General features: G+C 60.4%; 22 protein-coding genes and 1 pseudogene. 6 read left to right on the forward strand and 17 right to left on the reverse strand.

Annotated features, from left to right (window positions below):
* Positions 1-255 precede the first annotated feature (255 nt).
* The 6 genes from EN853_RS27635 to EN853_RS27660 form a co-directional block, all read right to left on the reverse strand.
* The gene (locus EN853_RS27635; protein ID WP_127862264.1) at positions 256-969 is read right to left on the reverse strand and encodes an ABC transporter ATP-binding protein; all 714 of its coding nucleotides are present in this window, start codon (positions 967-969) and stop codon (positions 256-258) included.
* The gene (locus EN853_RS27640) at positions 966-1,703 is read right to left on the reverse strand and encodes an ABC transporter ATP-binding protein (RefSeq protein WP_127862263.1); all 738 of its coding nucleotides are present in this window, start codon (positions 1,701-1,703) and stop codon (positions 966-968) included. Before EN853_RS27640 ends, EN853_RS27635 begins: the two co-directional genes overlap by 4 nt.
* Positions 1,700-2,692: a branched-chain amino acid ABC transporter permease gene (locus EN853_RS27645; protein ID WP_127862262.1), complete on the reverse strand. Its 993-nt coding sequence runs from the start codon at positions 2,690-2,692 to the stop codon at positions 1,700-1,702. The genes EN853_RS27640 and EN853_RS27645 overlap by 4 nt, the downstream gene beginning before the upstream one ends.
* 1 nt (position 2,693) lies before the next feature.
* Positions 2,694-3,566: a branched-chain amino acid ABC transporter permease gene (locus tag EN853_RS27650; protein ID WP_127862261.1), complete on the reverse strand. Its 873-nt coding sequence runs from the start codon at positions 3,564-3,566 to the stop codon at positions 2,694-2,696.
* A 158-nt stretch (positions 3,567-3,724) separates the two neighbouring features.
* A complete protein-coding gene (locus EN853_RS27655; RefSeq protein WP_127862260.1) occupies positions 3,725-4,996 on the reverse strand; it encodes an amino acid ABC transporter substrate-binding protein in 1,272 nt (423 codons plus the stop codon).
* A gap of 426 nt (positions 4,997-5,422) precedes the next feature.
* Positions 5,423-6,919 (reverse strand): NAD-dependent succinate-semialdehyde dehydrogenase, encoded by a 1,497-nt coding sequence (locus EN853_RS27660; RefSeq protein ID WP_127862259.1) that lies wholly within the window; start codon positions 6,917-6,919, stop codon positions 5,423-5,425.
* Positions 6,920-7,056: 137 nt separating this feature from the next.
* On the opposite strand from EN853_RS27660, the gene EN853_RS27665 reads away from it, so the two are divergent.
* The gene (locus tag EN853_RS27665) at positions 7,057-7,731 is read left to right on the forward strand and encodes an FCD domain-containing protein (RefSeq protein ID WP_127862258.1); all 675 of its coding nucleotides are present in this window, start codon (positions 7,057-7,059) and stop codon (positions 7,729-7,731) included.
* A gap of 224 nt (positions 7,732-7,955) precedes the next feature.
* Here EN853_RS27665 and EN853_RS27670 read toward each other — a convergent pair whose 3' ends face one another.
* From EN853_RS27670 to EN853_RS27695, 6 genes are all read right to left on the reverse strand, one after another.
* The gene (locus EN853_RS27670) at positions 7,956-9,287 is read right to left on the reverse strand and encodes an FAD-binding oxidoreductase (protein WP_127862257.1); all 1,332 of its coding nucleotides are present in this window, start codon (positions 9,285-9,287) and stop codon (positions 7,956-7,958) included.
* Between the two features lie 48 nt (positions 9,288-9,335).
* Positions 9,336-9,689 (reverse strand): cupin domain-containing protein, encoded by a 354-nt coding sequence (locus tag EN853_RS27675; RefSeq protein WP_127862256.1) that lies wholly within the window; start codon positions 9,687-9,689, stop codon positions 9,336-9,338.
* Entirely contained in the window at positions 9,677-10,396 is a 720-nt protein-coding gene (locus EN853_RS27680; RefSeq protein ID WP_127862255.1) for an ABC transporter permease subunit, read from the reverse strand. The genes EN853_RS27675 and EN853_RS27680 overlap by 13 nt, the downstream gene beginning before the upstream one ends.
* 1 nt (position 10,397) lies before the next feature.
* On the reverse strand, positions 10,398-11,111 hold the full coding sequence (locus tag EN853_RS27685) for an ABC transporter permease subunit (RefSeq protein ID WP_127862254.1): 714 nt from the start codon (positions 11,109-11,111) through the stop codon (positions 10,398-10,400).
* Between the two features lie 54 nt (positions 11,112-11,165).
* A complete protein-coding gene (locus tag EN853_RS27690; RefSeq protein WP_127862274.1) occupies positions 11,166-11,939 on the reverse strand; it encodes a transporter substrate-binding domain-containing protein in 774 nt (257 codons plus the stop codon).
* 85 nt (positions 11,940-12,024) lie between these two features.
* A complete protein-coding gene (locus EN853_RS27695; RefSeq protein WP_281061514.1) occupies positions 12,025-12,798 on the reverse strand; it encodes an amino acid ABC transporter ATP-binding protein in 774 nt (257 codons plus the stop codon).
* A gap of 1,214 nt (positions 12,799-14,012) precedes the next feature.
* Here EN853_RS27695 and EN853_RS34170 point away from each other — a divergent pair.
* Positions 14,013-14,168: a hypothetical protein gene (locus EN853_RS34170; RefSeq protein WP_167524628.1), complete on the forward strand. Its 156-nt coding sequence runs from the start codon at positions 14,013-14,015 to the stop codon at positions 14,166-14,168.
* 719 nt (positions 14,169-14,887) lie between these two features.
* Here the strand turns inward: EN853_RS34170 and EN853_RS27705 are convergent.
* Positions 14,888-15,085 carry a hypothetical protein gene (locus EN853_RS27705; RefSeq protein WP_127862252.1) on the reverse strand — a complete coding sequence of 66 codons (198 nt, stop codon included), beginning with the start codon at positions 15,083-15,085 and terminating at the stop codon, positions 14,888-14,890.
* A 214-nt stretch (positions 15,086-15,299) separates the two neighbouring features.
* On the opposite strand from EN853_RS27705, the gene EN853_RS27710 reads away from it, so the two are divergent.
* Positions 15,300-16,973: a winged helix-turn-helix domain-containing protein gene (locus tag EN853_RS27710; protein WP_127862251.1), complete on the forward strand. Its 1,674-nt coding sequence runs from the start codon at positions 15,300-15,302 to the stop codon at positions 16,971-16,973.
* 188 nt (positions 16,974-17,161) lie between these two features.
* Here the strand turns inward: EN853_RS27710 and EN853_RS27715 are convergent, their stop codons facing one another.
* Complete coding sequence (locus tag EN853_RS27715; RefSeq protein ID WP_127862250.1) at positions 17,162-17,596, reverse strand: EamA family transporter; 435 nt, start codon at positions 17,594-17,596, stop codon at positions 17,162-17,164.
* On the opposite strand from EN853_RS27715, the pseudogene EN853_RS34810 reads away from it, so the two are divergent.
* From EN853_RS34810 to EN853_RS35355, 3 genes and pseudogenes are all read left to right on the forward strand, one after another.
* Positions 17,568-17,774, forward strand: a pseudogene (locus tag EN853_RS34810) (inorganic diphosphatase); the annotation flags it as partial. The gene EN853_RS27715 and the pseudogene EN853_RS34810 overlap by 29 nt on opposite strands.
* 124 nt (positions 17,775-17,898) lie before the next feature.
* Positions 17,899-18,081, forward strand: coding sequence for a hypothetical protein (locus EN853_RS34815; RefSeq protein ID WP_245517214.1), 183 nt, complete (start codon positions 17,899-17,901; stop codon positions 18,079-18,081).
* A gap of 213 nt (positions 18,082-18,294) precedes the next feature.
* The gene (locus EN853_RS35355) at positions 18,295-18,687 is read left to right on the forward strand and encodes an isochorismatase family protein (protein ID WP_348631613.1); all 393 of its coding nucleotides are present in this window, start codon (positions 18,295-18,297) and stop codon (positions 18,685-18,687) included.
* Here EN853_RS35355 and EN853_RS27730 read toward each other — a convergent pair.
* From EN853_RS27730 to EN853_RS27740, 3 genes are all read right to left on the reverse strand, one after another.
* Positions 18,609-18,839 (reverse strand): hypothetical protein, encoded by a 231-nt coding sequence (locus EN853_RS27730; RefSeq protein WP_167524625.1) that lies wholly within the window; start codon positions 18,837-18,839, stop codon positions 18,609-18,611. The two genes, EN853_RS35355 and EN853_RS27730, sit on opposite strands and share 79 nt — an antisense overlap.
* A gap of 520 nt (positions 18,840-19,359) precedes the next feature.
* Positions 19,360-20,436, reverse strand: a complete 1,077-nt coding sequence (locus tag EN853_RS27735) for a tartrate dehydrogenase (RefSeq protein ID WP_127862247.1) — start codon at positions 20,434-20,436, stop codon at positions 19,360-19,362.
* 166 nt (positions 20,437-20,602) lie between these two features.
* A complete protein-coding gene (locus EN853_RS27740) occupies positions 20,603-21,385 on the reverse strand; it encodes an SDR family NAD(P)-dependent oxidoreductase (protein WP_127862246.1) in 783 nt (260 codons plus the stop codon).
* Positions 21,386-21,405: the final 20 nt, after the last annotated feature.

Below are 21,405 nucleotides of genomic sequence, written 5' to 3' on the forward strand. Positions count from 1 at the left end.
AACTGGATGGAGGCCAACCGCTACATCAACATGGACGACCTGCGCGAGCACAAGAAGCTCGCCCTGCGCCAAGCCGCATGACCAGCTTCATGGCCGCCCCTTTTGCAGAACTTGACGCACACAACCGACATCTCAACGTTCGGCATCTCGGCGCATACTATTGCACCGCCTCGCGACTACACTTCGCTCTTTGGCTTGAAAGGCGCTGCGTTTAATCGTCCGACGCCCCGTTCGTACATGACTGGGTTCGAGCCTTCAGGCTCCGCCCATGTAAATGTCCATGATCTGCCGGTCGTCGCGCACGTCTTGCGGGCTGCCCTCGAAACGTTTCTCGCCGGCGGCCAAGATGTAGAGTTTGTCTGCAATCGGCATGGCTTCGCGGATGTTCTGCTCCACCATCAATATGCCAATGCCTTGCTTCGTCAGCGTCGTGATGCGCTCCAGCGTCTCGATCACCATGGCCGGCGACAGGCCGGCGGAGGGCTCGTCGAGCAGGATAAAGCGCGGCTCCGAAACCAGTGCGCGGGCCAGCGACAGCATCGCCTGCTCGCCGCCCGACAGCGCGCCGGCCGCCGTCTTGCGCCGCCTGGCCAGCGACGGATACTGGCCGATCAACATCTCAATGCGCCTTTCCACCAGCCGCTTGTCGGCGATAGCGTAACCACCCATGCGCAGGTTCTCCACCACCGTCAGGCGCGGGAATACGCCGCCGCCCTGCGGCATCAGCACCAGTCCCTGCCGTACCACCTCGTGCACGGGCAGATTGGAAAGCACAGTGTCGCCAAGGCGGGCGGCGCCGCTCCATACCGGAAGCGCCCCGGCGATGGCCTTTAGCAAGGTGGATTTGCCGCAGCCGTTCGGCCCGAAGATGCAGGTGATTTTCCCGAGCTCGGCCGTCAGTGAGATGCCATGGACGATCTCCTGCTTGCCGTAGCCGGTGATGATGTTCTCGGAGGCCAGCGTGCTCATTGCGGGCGTCCCAGGTAGGTCTGCATGACTTCAGAACTGCGCACGATGTCCTCGAAAGAGCCGGTGGTTACCACCCGTCCCGAATCCATGACGATAATTCGGTCGCAGACGTTGCGAACCATCTCCATGTCATGTTCGATGACGAGGAAGGACACGCCCTGTTCGCGTAGCCGGGCAATCGCTTCCAGGATGATCTTGCGGATGTTGGGATGGACTCCTGCCGTCACCTCGTCGAGCAGGATCAGCGATGCCTGCCGCATGACGGCGCGGCCAAATTCCAGCAGCTTCTGCTGACCGCCGGACAGGTCCGAGGCGCGGTTGTCGGCAACATGATTGAGCTTGAGGAGGGAAAGCGTCTCGGCCGCGCGCTCGTATGCGCCCTGCCAGTGACCTTCCGCCGCCGCCGCAAGAAGGTTGTCGGTCACCGTCATATTGTCGAACAGGGCCGGGATCTGGAAGGTACGGGCGAGCCCGAGCCGGGCGATCCTGTGCGCGCTCATTCCGGCGACGGCACGGCCGTCGAAGCGGATCTCGCCCTTGTCCGGTATCACCGTTCCAGAGACGAGGCTGAACAGCGTCGATTTTCCGCAGCCATTTGGGCCGATGAGTCCGGCGATTTCGTGCCGCCCGACCACTAGTTCGACGCCGTTGGCGGCCTTGATGCCGCCGAAATGCTTAAAGAGCCCGCGCACGCTCAGGATCGGATCGGCTGCCGACTGCATCCCTCCGCTCATGGGTGACCTCCCTCACCGCTGCCGACCAGCTTGTCCAGGACTTTGTCAAGCGCGTCGTTTTTGCGCCTTGCGAACAGCCCGGCGATACCGTTCGGCAGAAACAGCACGACCAAGACGATGGCGGTGCCGAGGATGGCGATGTAGAAGGCGGTGTCGCCCCAATACATCCAAATCAGCCGGTTCACGACGAACAACGCGACGCCGCCGATTGCCGGTCCCCACAGTGTGCCCAGGCCGCCCAGTAGCACCATCACGACCATCTGGTCGGTGATGTCGCCGCCGAAAACGGACTTCGGATTGATGAAGGTGACCCAGTAGGCGAAGATGGCGCCGAAGACGGACGCAGTGACAGCGCTGAGCACGAAAGTCTGCAGTTTGACCAGGGCTGTGTTGATGCCCATCGCCTCTGCCGCTGGCTCGTGGTCGCGTAGCGCCTTCACCTTCAGCCCAAAGCGGGAACGCTCGAACAGCGCCCAGGTGAGGAAATACGACAGCGCGGCGGTACCGAACATGGCGAAATAAAAGAAGCGTTCGTTGAGATACGGGGGCAGTCCGATACCACCGATGCCGCCGGTGAAGTCCATCGCCGAAGCGAACTGAATCAGGACCTCGGCAAAGGCCCAGGTGGCGATGGCGAAGTAGGCGCCGCGCAGCCTCAGTGTCGGTGCGCCGATGATGACGGCGCACAATGCGGTCACCACCATGCCGGCGGGAATCGTAGCCGAGAAGGGCAAGCCGAACGGATCGCCCATCAGGAACGCGGTCACATAGGCGCCGAGGCCGAAAAAGGCCGACTGGCCGAAATTGATGTAGCCGGCATATCCGCCCAGCATATTCCATGAGCAAGCGAGCCCCGCCCACATCAGTGCGCCGGTGGCAATGCGCAGCCAGTAATTGTTCACCGTCCAGGGCAGGACGCCTAGCACGACGATGATGATGGCGAGGAGAACGAGGCCTCGCCATTGCGGGTTTGTCGGTATTAGCGCCATATCAGAGCCCCCGCCGCAGGATCCCACGCGGGGATATCAAAAGAACTAAGAACAGCGTGGTGAAGATCGCCAGCAGCGAATAGCTGGCACCGACATAGGTCGAAACGAAAGCTTCGATGACGCCTAGCAAAAGCGCCGCCACCAGCGCGCCCTCGACTGAACCCAGACCGGCAAGCACGGCTACGAAGAAGGCAAACAGCGTGTAGCGCAAACCGACCTCCGGATTGACCGAATAGATCGCCCCCATCAGGACACCGGCCATGGCGGTGATGCCGGCATAGAGCCCATAGACATTGGCGCTCAGCCGTCCGATGTTGACGCCCATCAGCGCGGCATTGTGCCGGTTCTCGGCAGTCGCGCGGATCGCCAGTCCGTAGCGGCTACGATAGAGAAACAGGAAGAGCCCGCCGGCAATCGCCGCGGCGAACACTGCTGCCACAACCCGGATCAACGGAACCGTGACCGGGCCGATCGCCAGGCTTTCGCCGCTCAGCGTGGTAGTGACATTGCGGGTGTTGAAGCCCCACGCGGTCAGCATGCCGCCGCGCAGTAACGTGAACAAGCCGAAGCTGAGCGCCAGCGCCATCAACTCCGGTCGCGCTGTGCGGCTGTTACGAACGTTGTAAAGGACCGGGCCGATCAGATAGCCGACGGCGCCGAAAAGGACGAAAGCCAGCGGGATCGCGATGAAGCCGTCGAGCCCGAGCCAGGCGGTGACATAGTAGCCGAGGTAGCCGCCCAGCACGACCCAGCCGCCGACCGCGAAGTCGATGACGTGCAACACGCCGAAGGCCAGCTGGAAGGCGATGGTAAATGTGGCGATGACGCCTCCGATCAGAAGGCCATTCAGCAAGGTCTGGAGAAAAAGATCCAAGGCGGCATCCGTTTTTCGTCAAGGAACGGGAAGGCGGATATTCTGGCAAGCCCGGATGGGCGAAGCGGAACAGTCCATCGTTTCACAGCTATGCCCAATGGGTGCCGCACCTACCAGCAGATGCGGGCGGCGAAACCGTCCGCATCTGCCCGGCACGCCTATTTCCAGGCCGGCAGTGGGTAGATGTAGTCGGCCGCCGCAGCCTCCTTCGGGCCGACCGCGACGGTCTTGCCGCCCTGGATCTGGACCAGGACCGGCACGGGCTGGATGTTGTCGTGATAATGCGGCCCGTCCTTCTCGAACTTGATTGGCCCGTAGAAAGTCTGGATGTCAGTTTCGGCGATGGCATCCTTCAACGCCACGCGGTCCTCCGGCGTCAGCGCGGGCTTCTTGCCGAGGCGCTTCAGCGCATCGCCCAGCACCAGACCGCTGGCCGCGCAGGCCGCGGCTGTATAGTCCGGCTCGCCTCCCAACTTCTTTTGCGCCATCTGGGCGAAGTCCTTGGCCGTGCCGAATAGGTCGTCCTTGTAGGACACAGTAGGCAGCCATACCACCACACCCGTCGTGCCGTCGGCATCGGCGCCGAGCGCCTGGGCGAAGGCGGGATTGGTGATGCCGTAGTGCATGATCAGCGCCTTCGGCCGGTAATTCAGCGACTTCGAGGTCTTGACCACATTGATCAGTACCTCCTCATGGCCACCGACCGCGACGATGTCGGGATTAAGCGCGGCGATCTTGGAGATGACCGGCGTGAGGTCCCCTTCCGGCGGTACCAGTTCGTAGGTGGCCAACTCGAGGCCGGCGGCCTTGGCGCCGTCGCGAAAACCTTCGCCCGTTTCCTTCGAGAACGGCTCGTTGACGCTGATCACTGCCACGGTCTTGGCGGCGGGATTGGAAAGCTTCGCCAACACCCCTAACGACAGGCCCGAAGTCGTGTCCACTGCCGGAATGATGCCGAAATTGAACTCAGGCTTCGCCTTCCAGACATTGGGCGATTCGGCCGAACCGGAGATCATCGGGACCTGATACTTCTGACAGATCGGCTGTACGGCGATCGTCGAGCCGCTGGTGTAGGGACCGAACAGCACGTCGACCCCGTTTTGCACGATCAGCCGCTCGGCGGCGTCTGCACCCGTCGCCGGGCTGCTTTGGTCGTCGCCGTAGAACATCTCGACCTTGAAGCGGTCACCAGCTACCTCTACGCCGCCCTTGGCCTTGATCGCATCCGCCCAAAGATCATAGCCCTGTTTGGTCAGGTTGCCGCCAAGAATGTTCTCGCCCGAGAGCGAGGTGATCACGCCGGCCTTGAAGGTCGCTGCCTGGGCGCGCGCCGTTCGCACGGAGGGCATGCCCAGTGCACTGGCCGTGATGGCCATGGCGCTGCCGCCAAGGAACCGGCGACGCGAGAAAAAACGGTCGATTATAGCCATTTTGCAAATCCTCCCTTGCTTCTCATGGCGGTGAAGCCTTTTCCGATAACTTTCGCCACCGCTACTTCGATTGGAAAACCGGTGGCACACTTTCGTTGGTCGTCAGCGCAGCGCCCGTTCGCTCAGTGTCGGTGTCAAATCAATACGACTCCTCACCGGCCCGCCTCGTGAGAAGCTGGAAATGCGCACGAGATCGCTTTGACGACACGGATTCCAGCCCGACAGGCGATCGGGCAGACCTACCTCGATCGCCGTTCGCCAAAAGCCATATATAGCTCCCGACTTGGCAGTTCCCATGTCTGAGCCGTCGCCGGGACAATTTCCTCCCCCTTGCCGTTTTTTCTGCATGCGGGCAAAATTTTGGGCCAATTTTTGCCATATGTGGTGCCGGCCGTTTCGATCCCGGTTGCCGGTCTGAACATATCGTTACCAGTTGGTCGCGATGTATTTTGGTTGGAGATATTCTAGCAGGCCGTGATGCCCTCCCTCCCGGCCGAGCCCGCTCTGCTTCATCCCTCCAAACGGCGCTGCCGGGTCCGAGACCACGCCCCGATTGATACCGACCATCCCACTTTCGATGCGCTCGGCGACGCTAAGGGCGCGCCTGAGGTCACCGCTGAACACGTAGGAGACGAGGCCATATTCGGTGTCGTTGGCTAGCCGTACGGCTTCGTCTTCCGTATCGAAGGGCGTGACCGCTGCGACCGGCCCAAAGATCTCTTCCTTCGCGATGTCGGAATCGGGAGATACATCGGCTAGCACTGTAGGAGGATAGAAGAAGCCCTCCCCGGAGCCCGGCTTTCCGCCCGTTTCGATACGCGCCCCACGGGCAACGGCGTCCTTCAGTAAGCGATCGACCTTCTCCACCGCGGTCGCTGTAATAAGCGGCCCGAGCTGAGTCGTCGCTTGAAGACCCGGCCCCACTGAAAGCGACGACATTTGCTCGGTAAGCCGGCGGACAAAGGCGTCGTAGACGCCACGCTGCACATAGAAGCGATTCGCTGCAGTGCAGGCTTCTCCGCCGTTGCGCATCTTGGCGACCATGGCGCCGGCGACGGCATCCTCAAGATCCGCATCATCGAACACGATGAAAGGAGCGTTGCCACCGAGTTCCATCGAACAACTGATGACCCGGTTGGCGGCCTCGCGCAGCAGGATGCATCCAACGGCGGTCGAACCTGTGAATGACAGTTTACGCACCCGACTGTCGTGCAGCATCGCGCTCACCACAGGCCCTGCGGCCGCAGTCGTCACAATGTTGACGACACCTTCGGGGAGACCGGCTTCCATGAGGATCGCGCCGATCGCCAACGCGGTCAGCGGCGTCTCAGCCGCTGGCTTTAGTACGCAGGTGCAACCCGCCGCGAGCGCCGGCGCGATCTTGCGGGTCGCCATGGCAGCAGGGAAATTCCAAGGCGTGATGAGAACGGCAATGCCAATCGGCTGGTATTGAACCAGAATTCGGTTTGCACCCCCCGGCGCGTGGCCGATGTCGCCGAGAGTGCGCACCCCTTCTTCGGCGTACCAACGAAAAAACTCTGCGGCATAGGTTACCTCGCCGCGAGCGTCCGGGAGCGCCTTGCCGTTCTCCAGCGATATCAGTTGCGCCAGCCATTCGGCACGATCGAGCATGAGCTGATGGCAGCGCATCAGGATATCCGATCGCCGGCGTGAGGGTGTTTGCCTCCACATCGTCGCAGAGGCCTGCGCGGCATCGATCGCCCGGATTGCGTCGACGACTGCGCCGTCTGCGACAGATGCAATCGTGCGCCCATTGGACGGATCGACGACATCAAACCGATTGCTGCCGGTTGCACTTGTCCATTTGCCGCCCACCAGCAGATCTACAGGAGCCCTTGCAATGATAGCCGCAGCGTCCGCGCAAAAAGCTTCGATATCCCTTGCTGTCTGACTCACACGCATCCTCTCGCGCCTTTGGAAAACAGCGCAACCAGTCTGTCGATTGCTGAAACCATTATGAAATTGGTATTGCAACCGGTGTCAATATAGATCAAATTGGTTGCGGAGAAAATCAGCCCTATTCGTTCTGGAGTGGCCGCATGACCGTCGTTTTGAGGGATTTCATCGAGGCGGCAGGATTGCAGCCAGGCGACCGGCTGCCACCCGAGCGCGATCTCGCGGTCAAGCTAGGCTTGCCCCGCACGGCCCTCCGGCGCATGCTGGCCGAGATGGAGCAAGAAGGGCGCCTCCTTCGTCACGTGGGGCGTGGCACTTTCGTCGCCGAGCGCGGCGCAACCGCAAGCGCTCCGTACCGAGCACACGATGCCTCCCGGAAGGAACTGTGGACCTATCCCGCTGAGGTCTTCGAAGCACGATTAATCATCGAGCCAAAGGTGGCCGCACTCGCGGCGTTGCGGGCGACCCCTTACGAAACCGAAGAGATGCGGAAGGTCATCCAGCATGGCAGTACCGCCGCGACGCTGGCGGAGTTCGAGCGTTGGGACGCCGCGTTCCATCAGTTGGTAGTGGCGGCGGCCCGCAACGGATTGCTGGCCTCGCTCTACGAAGGTATTCACTCCCTTCGGGCGGGGCGTCTTTGGGGCCGCATGAAAGAGCTGTCTCTGACAAAAGAGCGTATGCAGGAGTATACGGCTCATCATCGCGCGATCTTACAGGCGATCACTGACCGCGATGGTGGGCAGGCCGAACAAAGAATGCACAGCCATATCTTGACCGCGAGAGCCAACATACTCGGATCAGAGACAATGGGCTGAGTAGGCTTCATCGCCAAAGAAGATTTGAGATTAGGAGCGGGATGGCGGCCTTCGAACGCTAATCGCTTGTCGCTCTATTCAAGGCGGGGCACCTGACACTTTCAACGACGGACGCGGTGGGCGCGATCGCCCCCCGGGAGTCCTGGTGAAGTGGGTGTCAGATAAATGAGATCCGAAGGTTCCGGCGATGTGCGCGGCGGGCCCGTCCGCAAGGACGAGCAAGGTCATCGCCGCTTTGCTTCGGACTGCCGGCGCCGTATCGCACGCTTATCGCGCCATTCGTAAAGGGAATAGACAAGCGGGATGAACCACGGCTTGCCGCGGTAAAACGGTACGGCCTTCGGCGCGGAATCGAAATCGAAGGCGGACTGCGCCTTTTCGGCTTCGCCGAGGATCTTGAAGGCAGCCTTCTTGCCCAGCCAGCGGGCCCAGACCACTCCGGAGCCGCAGAACCCGGTGGCGTAAACCGTGTCGCCCGCTGTGAAAATCCGCGGCACCATGTCGCGATGCATGGCGACTTGGCCAAACCAACTATGGGTCAGGCCGACGCCCCTCAGTTCGGGGAAAATCCGGCCAAGTTCGCTGCGCAAATGGGTGGTCGGCCCCAGCGCGTCACCCGCCGTCGTACCGTCCCTGCCGCCAAAGAGGATGCGCGATCCGTCCGCCGAAGGGCGATAGTAATAGCTGAGCTGGCGTACGTCGCCATACATCATGCGCTTCGGCATCAACCGGTCCATCGCACCTTCTGCCAAGGGCTCGGTAGCGATGATGCGGCTGCGCACCGGCACAATACGGCGTCGCAGCCAAGGATCGAAGCCGTCGGTATAGGCATCCGTGCAGATCAGCACCTTCCTGGCGAGAACGTCACCGCGCGACGTTCTCACACGGACCCCGCCGGCCTCGGCGATCGTTCCGGTAACGGCTGTGTTCTCATGGATTACCGCCCCCGTTGCCATTGCCACCCGTATCATACCCGCAAGCAGCTTGGCCGGATGCAGGCCTCCGGTATCCATCCGCACGAAACCACCCATGTAGAAATCCGTCCCGATATAAGCCGGGACCTCCAACCGGGCGACGGGATGAGCCTCGATGCCCAGAAAGCGCCGCAGTAGATCGGCGGTGCGGCTGAGTTCGTCGCATTCATCCGCGTTGATCGCGCCGACGAACAGGCCGCAGAGACGGAAGTCACAATCCACATTCTCCTCTTTCAGAAAGGCCCATAGATCTTCTCGTGCGGCCTTTCCCTCCATCAGGATCTCGGTGGCGCGGGCCTCGCCGAATCTTCTGATCAACTCCTTGCGCCCAGGTCGAATGCTCCCGCTCGCCATGCCGCCGTTACGACTGGAAGCCGCCTGCCCCAGCGACTGGCGATCGAAAAGCTGGACACTGCGACCGGCACGAGCAAGCTCGATGGCCGCCGAAAGTCCTGCATAGCCTCCCCCAACGATCGCCACGTCGCATTTGGAGCCGACGCGTCGGACTGGGAGGCGAGAGAAGGTGCAATCCTCCCACCAATAGGGCGTGGATTTGAAGAGGCCAGCGGAGTCGGCGGTCATGGGAACATACCAGCTTTGGGTCGGATAAGCGCGGGCAAGCACAACCGGTCAATCACGTGAGACCCAGAGTTTGCGCGTGGTTTCGATGGCGCGCCATACGCCGCTAAAACCCGGGTGCATGACGAAGGCGTCGCCAGCCGCGATGCGGCGCGGCGGGCAGCCATCCTCAGTGAGTTCGGAGACACCCGAAAGGATGTAGCAGAACTCGAAAGTCTCGCCCTTAATCGAACGATAAGCGCCGGGCGTGACCTCCCAGACCCCTGCCTTCACGGCGCCGTCCGCAGTCTGGGCGATATCCCAGCTCAGAAAACGTGGATCGCCCTCTACAAGACGGTCGGGCAGAGGCTGCCCTTCGCGTGGGCGCGGAAGAACATTCTGGTCGATGAACGTCAACTTGGACATGGGGATGTGGCCTTTGTGCGCGTTAAACGCCGTTCGAACCAAAGTTGCCGTTCCAGAAGCTTCAAGGCAGTCAGTCCGACGACATTGAGGGTGAGGTAGAAGACGGAAGTGATGATGAAGATGTCCATAATGGCGAAGGTTTCGCTCATCAGGCGTTTGGCCCAACCGGTGATTTCGAGCACAGCGATGGTTGAGGCGAGGCTGGATTCCTTGACGATGATGGCAACCTCACTGCTGTAGGATGGCAGCGCTTGTCGCAAAGCCAACGGAAACTTGATCCGGCGCAAGATAATCCAGGGCGACATGCCGCAGGATTGCGCCGCCTCGATCAGGCCGCGCGGCAGCGACAGGAAGGCGGTGCGAAAGATTTCGGCTGTGTAGGCACCAGTGTTCAACAGGACCGCGAGAATGGCTGCGTGCAAGCCGTCGCCGATAAGCCACCAAATCACCGGGTTGGAGCGAAAGAGCCCGACCTGCCCTAGTCCATAGTAGATCACGAATATCTGCACCAGCATGGGCGTGCCGCGAAAGACAGCGCAATAGGCGTCGGCCGCCTTGCAAACCAAGCGATTGCGCGAAGTGCGAGCGAGCGCCACGAGGATGCCCAGTGGCAGTCCTAGTCCCACGCCGAACATCGAGATCAGGAGCGTGGTCTTTGCGCCGGTGAGAAGGAACGGGATCGCATAGGCAACAATGGTGAAATCCATTCTAACCTCCGCTGAAGCCGCGGTTGATATGGCGCTCACCCAAGCCGAACAGGGTCTGGCTGACTGCTGTCATGGCGAAGAACAGACAAGCGGCAATGCAATAGAAAAGAAGCGGCGAACGCGTAATGCCGGCCGCGATGACCGCCATGCGCATCAGTTCCTGCATGCCGACGATGGAAACGAGCGACGTATCCTTGATCGTCATCTGCCAGACATTGTTGATCCCACCGAGAGCTAGTCTCAACGCGAGTGGCAACGTAATTCGGAAAAAGGCGACATGGGGCGGCAACGCCAGAGATTTCGCGGCTTCAAGAAGGCCTTTGGGAACGGCTTCCAAAGCGCCGCGCATCACCTCGACTGAATAGGCGCAGGAGATGGCCGCGATGGCGAGGATGCCAATGATGGAAGGATAGGCACTTTCAGCCACGTCCCGGTAACCGAAGGCGACGGCGACCTTCTGCACCCAGTCTACGGAGCCGAAGAACAGGAGATAGATCACAAGAAGGCCCGGCACGCCCCGGACGACGATGCTGTAAACGTCGACCACCTGGGACAGCACCGGGACTCGCTGCCAGCGGGCGATGGCAAACGGAACGGCTGCGATCAACCCGATCACCATGCCGAGCACACCGATGCAGATCGTGACGAAGGCGCCGCGCAGCAAAGCGAGCCCCCAGCCCTGCTCCACAATCAGCGACCAGAAAATTTCAAACATGGACGACACCCGTCAGGCCGTCGCGGGCTGCGACGGCCGTTTGTTGCGAGAGGATCACTTCTTGCAGGGAATGGTGTAGTCGTCCTTGAACCACTTGAGTGAAGACTCCCTGATCTTACCTCCGTTGATCAAGTTGCAGAGCGCGGCATCTACCTTGGCTTTCAGTTCGGCATTGCCCTTGCGCAAACCGACGCCCATGCCGTGGCCCAGGGTTTCAGGATCGTTCATCGCCGTAATCTTCACGTCGATCTTCGTGAAGTTGGCACCGTCCGGCGTAGCGAGGAAATCCATCCAAGTCGGGGAGTCGCCGAAAGCAGCTTCCAGACGGCCAGCGGCAAGGTCAGCGGTTTGCTGCGTGGTGGCATCGTAAGTCTTGACGTCGGCGCCGGTTGCGCGTTTGCCGATGAATTTGGCGTAGGTCGTGCCTGTCACGACGCCGACGCTCTTTCCAGCGAGCTCCTTTTCGATCTCCTCGAGACTCTTGAGCCCAGCAAGGGGGGAGACTTTGGGGACCACGAAATAGAGCGGCGTCGTGGCGTACGGGATGGAGTAGTCGATCTTCTTTTGGCGCTCGGCAGTGATGCCGAGGCCGGAAATGATCACGTCGAAGCGGTCGCTGTCCATAGAGGGAACCAGCGAGCTGAAAGCCTGCACCACGAATTTGCACTTCATCTTGAGTTCGGCGCAGATGCCGTTGGCGACATCGGCGTCGAAGCCGGTGACGTTTCCGTTTGCGTCGGCCATGCTGAACAACGGCGCGTCGCCCTCCGTACCGACGCGTAGGACGCCTTCCTCGGCGCGCGCGGCTCCGGCTACGGCGGCGAGCATGAAACCCGACAGGAAAATCGAGCGAAACGCTTGAACTGAAAGCATGAGTGTTACCCCTTTTTCTTTATTTTGAAGAAAGCCGCGTTCACGCGGCGGCTGACATGACGCTGGAGAGAAACCGTTTCACCGCCTCCGAGGCGGGGTTGCGAAATAGCTCTTCCGGCGCATCGTCCTGCTCAAGCATACCTTTGCGCAGGAATATCATTCGGTTCGACACGTCGCGCGCAAACCGCATTTCATGGGTGACGAGAAGGATGGTCGCACCCTCCTCGGCAAGCGTGCGGATCACCTTCAGCACCTCGCCTACTAGTTCCGGATCGAGCGCGGAGGTGGGCTCGTCAAAAAGCATGATCTTTGGTCGCATCGCCAGCACCCGCGCGATCGCCACGCGCTGCTGTTGACCGCCCGAAAGCTGACTGGGATAGCGATCGCGGAACTCGGCCATGCCCACCTTGGAAAGAGCCGAAAGGGCCATATCCTCGGCCTCCCGCCATCCTTTCCCAAGCACGTAGACGAGCGCCTCCGTCACGTTGCCGATCACGGTGCGGTGCGGCCACAGGTTGAAGCTCTGGAACACCATGCCAGTCCGCTGGCGAAAGAGCCGGATCTTCGCACGGTTGGTGATTTCGCTCTTCCCCGGTCGATTGGTAATGGAGATTGCGTCGCCCATCACCTCGATCCTCCCTGAGGTCGGCGTCTCCAGAAAATTTATACAGCGCAACAACGTGCTCTTTCCCGAGCCGGACGCGCCGATAAGGGAAATGACCTCCCCCTCGGCCATCCGGAAAGTAACGTCGTTGAGGATCCTGACTGCGCCGAAAGCCTTGCTGAGTTCATGAACCTTGAGAACCGGGGGTATGTCATGGCGTCTTGGGTCCCATTCGGCTTGCATCTTCTCATCACCGGGCCGGGCCCAGTTGTCCGTCGTCTGCGCGAGTTCATGCATTGCTGCTTGGCGACTGTGACCATCGATCCGGCTGCCGTCGGTGACGGCGCCCTCTGCAACGCATCTATCCCTTGCCATCAGTCACACTCATCGGCTCGCTGCCTCCAGCAGTTGCGCGCAACCAATCTCTGGAACCAATATGACATTGGTAGCGCAACCGGTGTCAAGATGGATCAAATTGGTTGCGGAAAAAAGTCTGCTTGCGTCTGCCGAAGTGGCTGTATGACGGTTATTTTGAACCAGGCGACCGGCTGCCGCGTGAGCGCGATCTCATGGTCGAGCTAGGTTTGCTACGCAAGCTACCTGCGGCGCATGCTGGTCCAGACGGAGCAAGCGCACGGCTACTTCGTCATGTTGAGGAGTGGCACTTTCGTCGCCGAGTGCGGGCAACTGCAGACGCTCCGTATCTGAAGGGAATTTCTATGCCGCTGAGGACTTCGATCCTTGGTTGATCATTGGCCGCGCTTACCGTCGCCCCGCGATTTTCGGGAATACGGCGACGAAGCAAGGCGTTGAAGACATCGAAGGGACGGCCGCCCCCGCCGCTGTTGACCTTCCGAGCACCTCAAGGTCGCGCATCGGACGGGACTTGAACTCCTTGCAATCTTGGAGAACCGATGATGCGTACGCTTATTTTCATTGCAACGTTTTCGCTGCTCGCTGGCCCCGCGTCAGCCGCCGACCACCTCTTCACTGCCACAGCGGCAGGCGGTTTGACGACCTCGAGCCAACCGTTCCAGAATGGCATAAACAACACTGCTCCAACAGCCGAGGCTGTGCCGGGCGGAGGTAGTCCGCTGTCGGGTGAGGATCACACAGTGCCGGCTACCGACACACAGACGGGCGCCTCGACCAGGAGCATGCCGTCGGCCATTGACGGCAAGACGGCGCCATCGGCCAACGCCCACTGACAGTCGCTTCACCCCTGAGCGCTCTCCGGGCGGTATCCTCAGATCACCAGGGACGCCGCCCAGGTCCTCGCAGGCGCGGCGGTCATCGACGGCGAAATTATCATGATCAATGAACTGGGCCTTTCCGACTTCGGCGAACTCCGCCGAGCCATAACCCGACGCCAGCTCTAGCCCTATTTCGTCGACTTCGACGCAATGGGCACGATCTGCAGGGACATGGCGCTGATCGATCGGCGCCAGATCCTGCAGGCAATGATCCCGGTCGGTGGTCGCATCCAGTTCATCGAAGCAGCAACAACGCACCAGGTCGCGAGCCTGGTTTGCGAGGCGATTGCTGCAGCAAACACTTGCAGGGTTCGATGCGGTGGGTGAGCAACCTGTCATGGGATTGCTTGCCGCGCGTTGGCCTCCGCCTCCAGCCACCCGATCAGCGATGAGACCTGCGCCCGCGACTTCGCGTGATCCCTCTGTGGTGAGGACGACGAGCTTCAAATGGGCGATGGGTGTGAATTCGGCCGGGGCGAACGAGTGTTCGCTTAGGGCGTGGTTTCCGGCAGTTCGGGACGGTTCAGTGGACGACAAAACTCCACGGCCGAAATTAGGCGAACCGCCTGCTAGTGGTCGGCTTTTGACCCGCTGCAGTCATTTGGTCTGTGTCGGGCCCAGGTCCGCAAAAGGTGGTTTGCGGTCCTTCGACTGAGTGGCCCTTACGCCAGGCGCCTCCCGAGGCTGACGTCATCAGCCCGACGGCGCCCAGTGAGAACGGAAGCATGTCGATACCGTGTGACCGATCGCGGTTTAGGGGGTGAATCCTCCTCTCGATGGTTATCGGCGGCTTAGGATGGCCGACGAGTGTCGCGCCGCATGACTGGCACGAATAGGTACTCACGATGCGTTCGCGCATCAGCAACAGCGCCTTTGTAGATTCCATATCGGGAGTCGCGGCCGGTCGGGTACAGAGATAGAAATCGTCGTTCGTGCTCAGGATTATGCGAGGGTCGCCTTCGCTGACCTGCTGCCTGAGGCTAGCGAGATAGTAACCGCTGGGGTTGGGACGTCGCCTGAGCATGATAACCAGGCGCGATAATCGTCTATTTTCTCACACATACATAAGCGGTTGAAAGATATTTCAGACCAACAGGAGGCCCGATAAATTCATTTTGATGTTTCAGATATTTGCATTCGGGTTCTGAAGCCAACACCTTAGGAGGAAAGCCATTTTCATAATTTCCGGCTACTACAGTGCCGTCAAAATTTAACAGAAAGGTAATTAAAAGAAACTGTTCCATCGCTATCCCCTAATTGCCCTGACATGGTCAGGGCCACAGAGTTTCGCGATGCGGGAATCCGCTTCTGCGGACGTTTGCGCTGCCAAAGGAAGCGCGACAGCGGTCATAAGGCCGATGCGATTCATGTCTTCCTCCTTCCAATCCGGTGCTTGTGGAATCGCTTGGAAGCGACGGCCGAATTGGCTAGACTGAGGAAGCGCGTCAGGGGCGTGAAATGTCCCGAAAGCCTCCTGAAATTGACCCGAAATCTGCTGAAACGATCACGTTCGGCGGTTTTGTTTTCCTGACGAAAAAGAGAGAACTCCGGACCGCTGAAGGCAAAGCGATAGATCTTCGCAGCCAGTCCGCAGAGGTGCTCTCAACACTCGCGGCGCGAGCGGGCGAGATCGTGTCCAAGGATGCGCTGATGCGGGCGGTCTGGCCTGATACCTTCGTTACCGAAGACAGTCTTACGCAATGCATTGCCGACATTCGCCGCGCGTTGGGCGAGGACGCGCACGCAATCGTGGAAACCTTCCCCAAGAGGGGTTATCGGCTGAATGCCGATCCGTCGGCAACTGCTCCAGGCGCCGCCGCCGCCACGGGACGAGCCAGGTCACGATTCGCGCGAGCCGGCTTCATTCTCGCTACGATCGTTTTCGTCGCGGCAGCGGTCGGCGCATACCACGGAGCCGAGATTTGGCGAGCCGCTACGGTTCGTTCCAGCGACATGCCGAGAATTGCCGTCCTTCCCTTCGATGACATGAGCACAGGCGCCGATAAGGGATATCTCAGCGATGCCGTTGCCGACGGGGTCATTACCGAGCTGGCGCGGAGCAAGACTTATGCCGTCATCGCCCGGAACTCGAGCTTCAGGTACCGTGATAAGCCCACCGACGCCAGGCAAATTGGAGATGACCTCGGTGTGGACTACCTGCTCGAAGGCAGCCAGCAGAAGATCGGAGACCGGCTGAAAGTGACCGCCCAGTTGCTGGATGCACATGATGGATCACATGTCTGGGCCAATTCCTACGATCGTGAAATCGGCGATCTTTTCGTCGTCCAGGAAGAAATCATCCGCACGCTTGCGGACCGGGTCGGGCACAGGATCGAGCGCGCCTGGCCAGAGAGCAGCTCTGCCCGGGTCAGCGCGCTCCACTATCACCTGATGGGGCTTTCCAAGCTTGACAAGGATTTCTCTGCCGCGGGGAACGATCTGTTCCGGCAGCTGAACCTGAAGGCGATCGAAGCGGATCCGAACTCGCAATTCGGCTATATGGCGCTGGCCTTTTCCTATCGCAATGACGCGGTATTCGGGTGGCACCGGCAGGAATACACCTTCGAAGAGGCGTTGAAGCGGGCCGCCTGGTACGCCGACAAGGCTATCCTGCTCGCTCCTGAAGACGCCGACGCGTATTATGTTCGCGCCCGCATCCATACCGAAGCCGGCGAGTTGGAGCAGGCCCTTGCTCGGTATGATCAGGCGATCGCCCTGAACCCCAGCAAATCGGAGATCCTCGAAGCCAGCTCGGCCCCTCTGCTCTTCGTCGGCCGCATCGACGAAGCGATCGATCGGATCAAGCAGGCCATGGGCATCGATCCTTTCTACCCTGACTGGTACCATTGGGACATGGGCTGGGCGCTCTACGAAAAGAATGATTGCGGGGCTGCGCTGACGGAGATGCGGAAAATGTCCAGTATTCCGAGCGGCGCACATCGAATGCTTGCCGGGATCTACGCTTGCCTGGGAAAGGAGCGGGAGGCAAAGAAAGCGCTTGCGGTTTTCCTAAAGGACTCGCCGGGCGATACCATTCGCGAACAACGCAAGAAATGGGAGAACTCATACACCGACCCCGTTCGGTTCGAACGCTGGGCCGCACATATGCGCATCGCGGGGCTACCGGAGTGACGGCCCGACCGCACGAGCAATGTCCGTGGAAGGCTCTGAACGCAACCTTCGCTGCGCCCCGGCAAATGTCACAGTGGGCGCAAGTTGCTTGTTCCGGGCAACGAAAGGGACGGTAGGAAACCGCCTACTCAAGTACTCTAGCGATTTCCTAATATCTGGGCGTCAAACATTCTGATGGTGTGGCTAATTTAAACGAGGGCTACCGGATTTCCCGATAAAGCGGTCTCTGCAGTTGGTCTGGCCCGCAGCTCGACGACAATGTTCCCCAGGATCGCCGCAAGCACCAATGCGCCGCCCGCGAAGGTTTCGGTGGCAGGCGTCTCATTAAAGAACAGCCAGACCCAGAGCGGCCCCATGGGCGTCTGCGCCGAGCTGAGCAAAGTGGCTTGAGCGGCGGGCAAGCGTCGTGCGCCCATCGTGTAGATCCCGAGGGCGACACCTTGCGTGATGATGCCAAAAAGACCGAGCAGCGCTACCTCGCCGATGGGGGTACTGAATGGATCAGCGAAAAAGAACGCAAAAATGGCCGCGACGATGTTGGCGAGAGCCACGGAAAGGGAGGCATCATGGCAAAATCTCATCAAACTTCCCGCAATGGTGAAAAGCTGGTTCCAGGTCGTCATCGAGACGCCTAGAGGCTCCGCCGCTAAAATCGCCTACGATCCGAAATCCGGTGTTTTCCAATACTTGCCACCCCTACCAGTCGGGAACACGTACCCGTTCGACTGGGGGTTCATCCCTTCGACCTTGGCAGAGGACGGTAATCCGCTCGACGGCATGGTGATCCACCAGGCCGCGACCGCACCGGGCGTCGTCATCAAGTGCGAAGTGCTGGGAGCGTTACGCATCAAGCAGAAAGACCCCGATGGCAATGAGATCCGCAATGACCGCTACATCTTCTGTCCGCACAAAGAGGATGCGCCTGATGGAGCCCGTCGCGGCCGATCATGTGCCCGACGAACTACGCCGCGAGATCGAGCAGTTCTTCTTTTCCTCCGTGCTCGGCACCGGCAAGAAACTTAAGCTGAAAGGCTGGCAGGATGCTGAAGAGGCGGCAGTATCCCTGCGCAAGGGCATGAAGGCGTTTCGGCGCCGGCGAGCGGGTTGACGATGCCCGTCGAGCGGCCCCTTTCCGACAGGACGGCACATATCTGTGTCGACATGCAAAAGATGTTTATGCCGCCCGGCCCGTGGGCCGTGAACTGGCTCCCGGCGACATTGCCAAGGGCAATCCAATTGGTTGAGAAGAACCCTGCTCGGACGATTTTCAGATTTTCACGCGCTTCATTCCGGCTCGGCGACCGGGCGAACGACACGGCATGTGGCGAAGCTATTTCCAGCGCTGGGAGGAGATGACTTTGGAGAGGGCCGGCAGGGGCATCGTCGAGTTAGCGATGCATTCGCCCCGCCGGCCCGTACCTTCGACAAGACGGTCTATTCGCCGTGGTTCGGGGGCCAGCTTGCGCGGACCCTCATTAGGGAAGAGGTCGACACCGTCATCATCAGCGGTGGCGAGGCCGACATGTGCGTCCTCGCCACGGTAATGGGCGCGATCGATCTGGGGTCCGCGTCGTGCTTGCGGAGGACGCGATCTGCAGCACGTCCGACGTCGCTACGACAACATCCTGAGGCTGTTCAACGAACGCTATTCGCACCACGTCGAGGTCGGAACGGTCGAGGAGATCCTGGATTGGTGGAAGTGAACGCTTTTTGAGTTCGCCGCGCCTCCCTTGTCGAGAGGCGGGCGCAAAGTTCAGGCTGCAGCGTCCCCTCGTTGGCGTCGCCCTCGCCCAGCTGGCTCAGCGCCTCGTCCGTCGCCGCTTCCTGCTTCAGGGTCTCGCGCAGGAGCGGCAGGGCATCCTTCATGCCGAGTTGTTCCGGGGTACCAGCGGCCGCGGCGGTGGACTGAGCGCTTAGAGTCATCGCGCATGTGAGGATGTTCGCGATGCCGTCCAAACCCTTTGAAAAATTGTGTGGGGCGGAACTCTCGATCGCCCAGGGGGTGGCTGGATCAGCTTGTTGAAATCAACTTTGGCGAACCGCTTCGTAACCCATTGGCGAATAACGAATATATTAGTCGCTGAGGGACGTCGTCTTGTCAACAAAAACAAACAGTTAGCGGGTGGTTCGCCAAGCCATATCCTTCGTATGTTCTCGTATTCCGTTGCGTACGGGGTAAGAACTCAAATGAGCACCCCTCTGATTCCTAATCTGTAGGTCACAGGTTCGATTCCTGTCGGGATCACCATGCTTTCAATGACTTGGCGGCAGTCCGCCGTACTTTTTTCTGAAGATTGGTACGGCGAATTTCGCAGATTCTATGGTTCTGGCACGGTCAGCGATGGCCCCGCGACGAGCCGCATGACCAGCCATCATGGCCGCCCCACTATGCTGAACTTGACCCCCGTATGGCGTTGCAGACCGCTTCGGTGACCTGCCGCGTGGTTGCCTTGCCGCCGACATCCGGCGTCATTATGCCGGCTTCACCTGCGCGCTCGATGGCTCGCATAAGCTGATCGGCCGCCCCATGCTCGCCCAGGTGACTGAGCATCTGCACCGCGGTCCAGAATGTAGCAATAGGATTGGCAATGCCTTTGCCGGCGATATCAAATGCCGATCCGTGAATGGGCTCGAACATTGACGGGAAACGCCTTTCGGGGTCGATGTTGGCCGTAGGCGCAACGCCAAGGCTGCCAGTCAACGCGCCTGCGAGATCTGAAAGCACGTCGGCATGAAGGTTCGTCGCCACGATCGTGTCGAGGCTCTGCGGCTTCAGCACCATGCGCACGGTCATGGCATCCACGAGCATCTTGTCCCAGGTCACGTCGGGAAACTCGTGCGAGACGTTCTCGGCGATCTCGTCCCACATCACCATGCCATGGCGCTGCGCATTCGATTTGGTGACGACGGTCAGGAGCTTGCGCGGCCGCGACTGCGCCAACCGGAAAGCGTAGCGAATGATGCGTTCCACACCGACGCGGGTGAAGACGGACACGTCCATACCGACTTCTTCCGGCAAGCCGCGATGCACCCGCCCGCCGGCGCCTGAATATTCACCCTCGGAATTCTCGCGCACGATCACCCAGTCGAGGTCGCCGATCCGGACGTCGCGCAGCGGAGAAGCAATACCGGGCAGGATCTTGGTCGGCCGCACATTGGCGTATTGATCGAAACCCTGACAGATTTGCAGCCGCAGCCCCCAAAGGGTGACATGGTCGGGTACGTCGACCGCGCCAACGGCGCCAAAATAGATGGCGTCAAATTTCCTGAGCCGTTCCAGTCCGTCGGCCGGCATCATGACGCCATTGCGCTTATAATAATCCGATCCCCAATCGAAGTGGCTGAATTCCAGCTTCAGGTCGCCGCGCTGCTCGGCCAGCACCTCGAGCACGGTGATCCCTGCATCAATGACCTCTGGTCCAATTCCGTCTGCGGGAATTGCGGCGATCGAATATTTGCGCATTGTCAATCTCCTTGGCATGCGATGGGCAGGGAACGCCAAGCCAAGAGATGGAGGCTATCGTGACCGGGCGCTCTGCGCATTGAGCTTCAGGGCGGCCTCGCACTCGATCTTCCGGCCCTGGCCACAGCGCCTAAGTAGCGGAGGCGTCGCGCGGGTAGGCATGCACTTAAAGGCATACATAACCGCCGTCGATCACCAACGCCGCCCCAGTCATGTAGCGGGCGGCGTCGCTCGCCAGATAGACCGCCAGTGCGCCGAGGTCCTCGGGATCTCCCAGCTTGCCCATCGGGATGGTCTGCACATAGGCTTCAATGATTTCCGGGTTCTTCTGTGCCCAAAGCTTGTTCGGCTCGGTTTCGAAGATGCCCGGGCAGATCGCGTTGACAGTGATTCCGTGCCGTGCCCAGTCCACAGCAAGGCTCCGGGTTAGCATCAGCACCCCGGCCTTTGCCGCCTCGTAATGCCGGCCCTGGATGTAGCGGCCCGCGACCATGGCGTTTATCGAGGCAAGGTTGATCACGCGCCCGCCCTGGCCGCGCCGGATCATCGCGCCGCCGATGTGCTTGCAACATAGGAAGGTCGAAGTCAGGTTCAGGTCAACCAGTCCCTTCCACTGTTCCAATGGCATATCCTCGAGAGGCACGTTCATCCGCCGCCCGCCGATATTGTTTACGAGGATGTCAAAACTCCCGTGCGCGGCCACCGCCTCAAGGCAGGCGGCTTCGCAGGTGGAGGGATCGCTCATATCCGCAACGATGGTCGCGACCTTGCGGCCCAGCGCGCGGATGTCGCCGGCGGTCTTGTCCAGACTTTCCGCTGTGCGGCCCGCCATCGTAATGTCGGCGCCGGCTTCGGCAAGCCCGAGGGCCATTTCACGCCCCAGCCCGCGACTGCCGCCCGTGATGAACACCTGCTTGCCATCAAGGCGAAGCCGATCAAAAACACCCATGCTGCCGCACTCTCGCGCAC

Origin of the sequence: Mesorhizobium sp. M1C.F.Ca.ET.210.01.1.1 (genome assembly GCF_004791585.1) — a bacterium.
Lineage (GTDB): Bacteria > Pseudomonadota > Alphaproteobacteria > Rhizobiales > Rhizobiaceae > Mesorhizobium.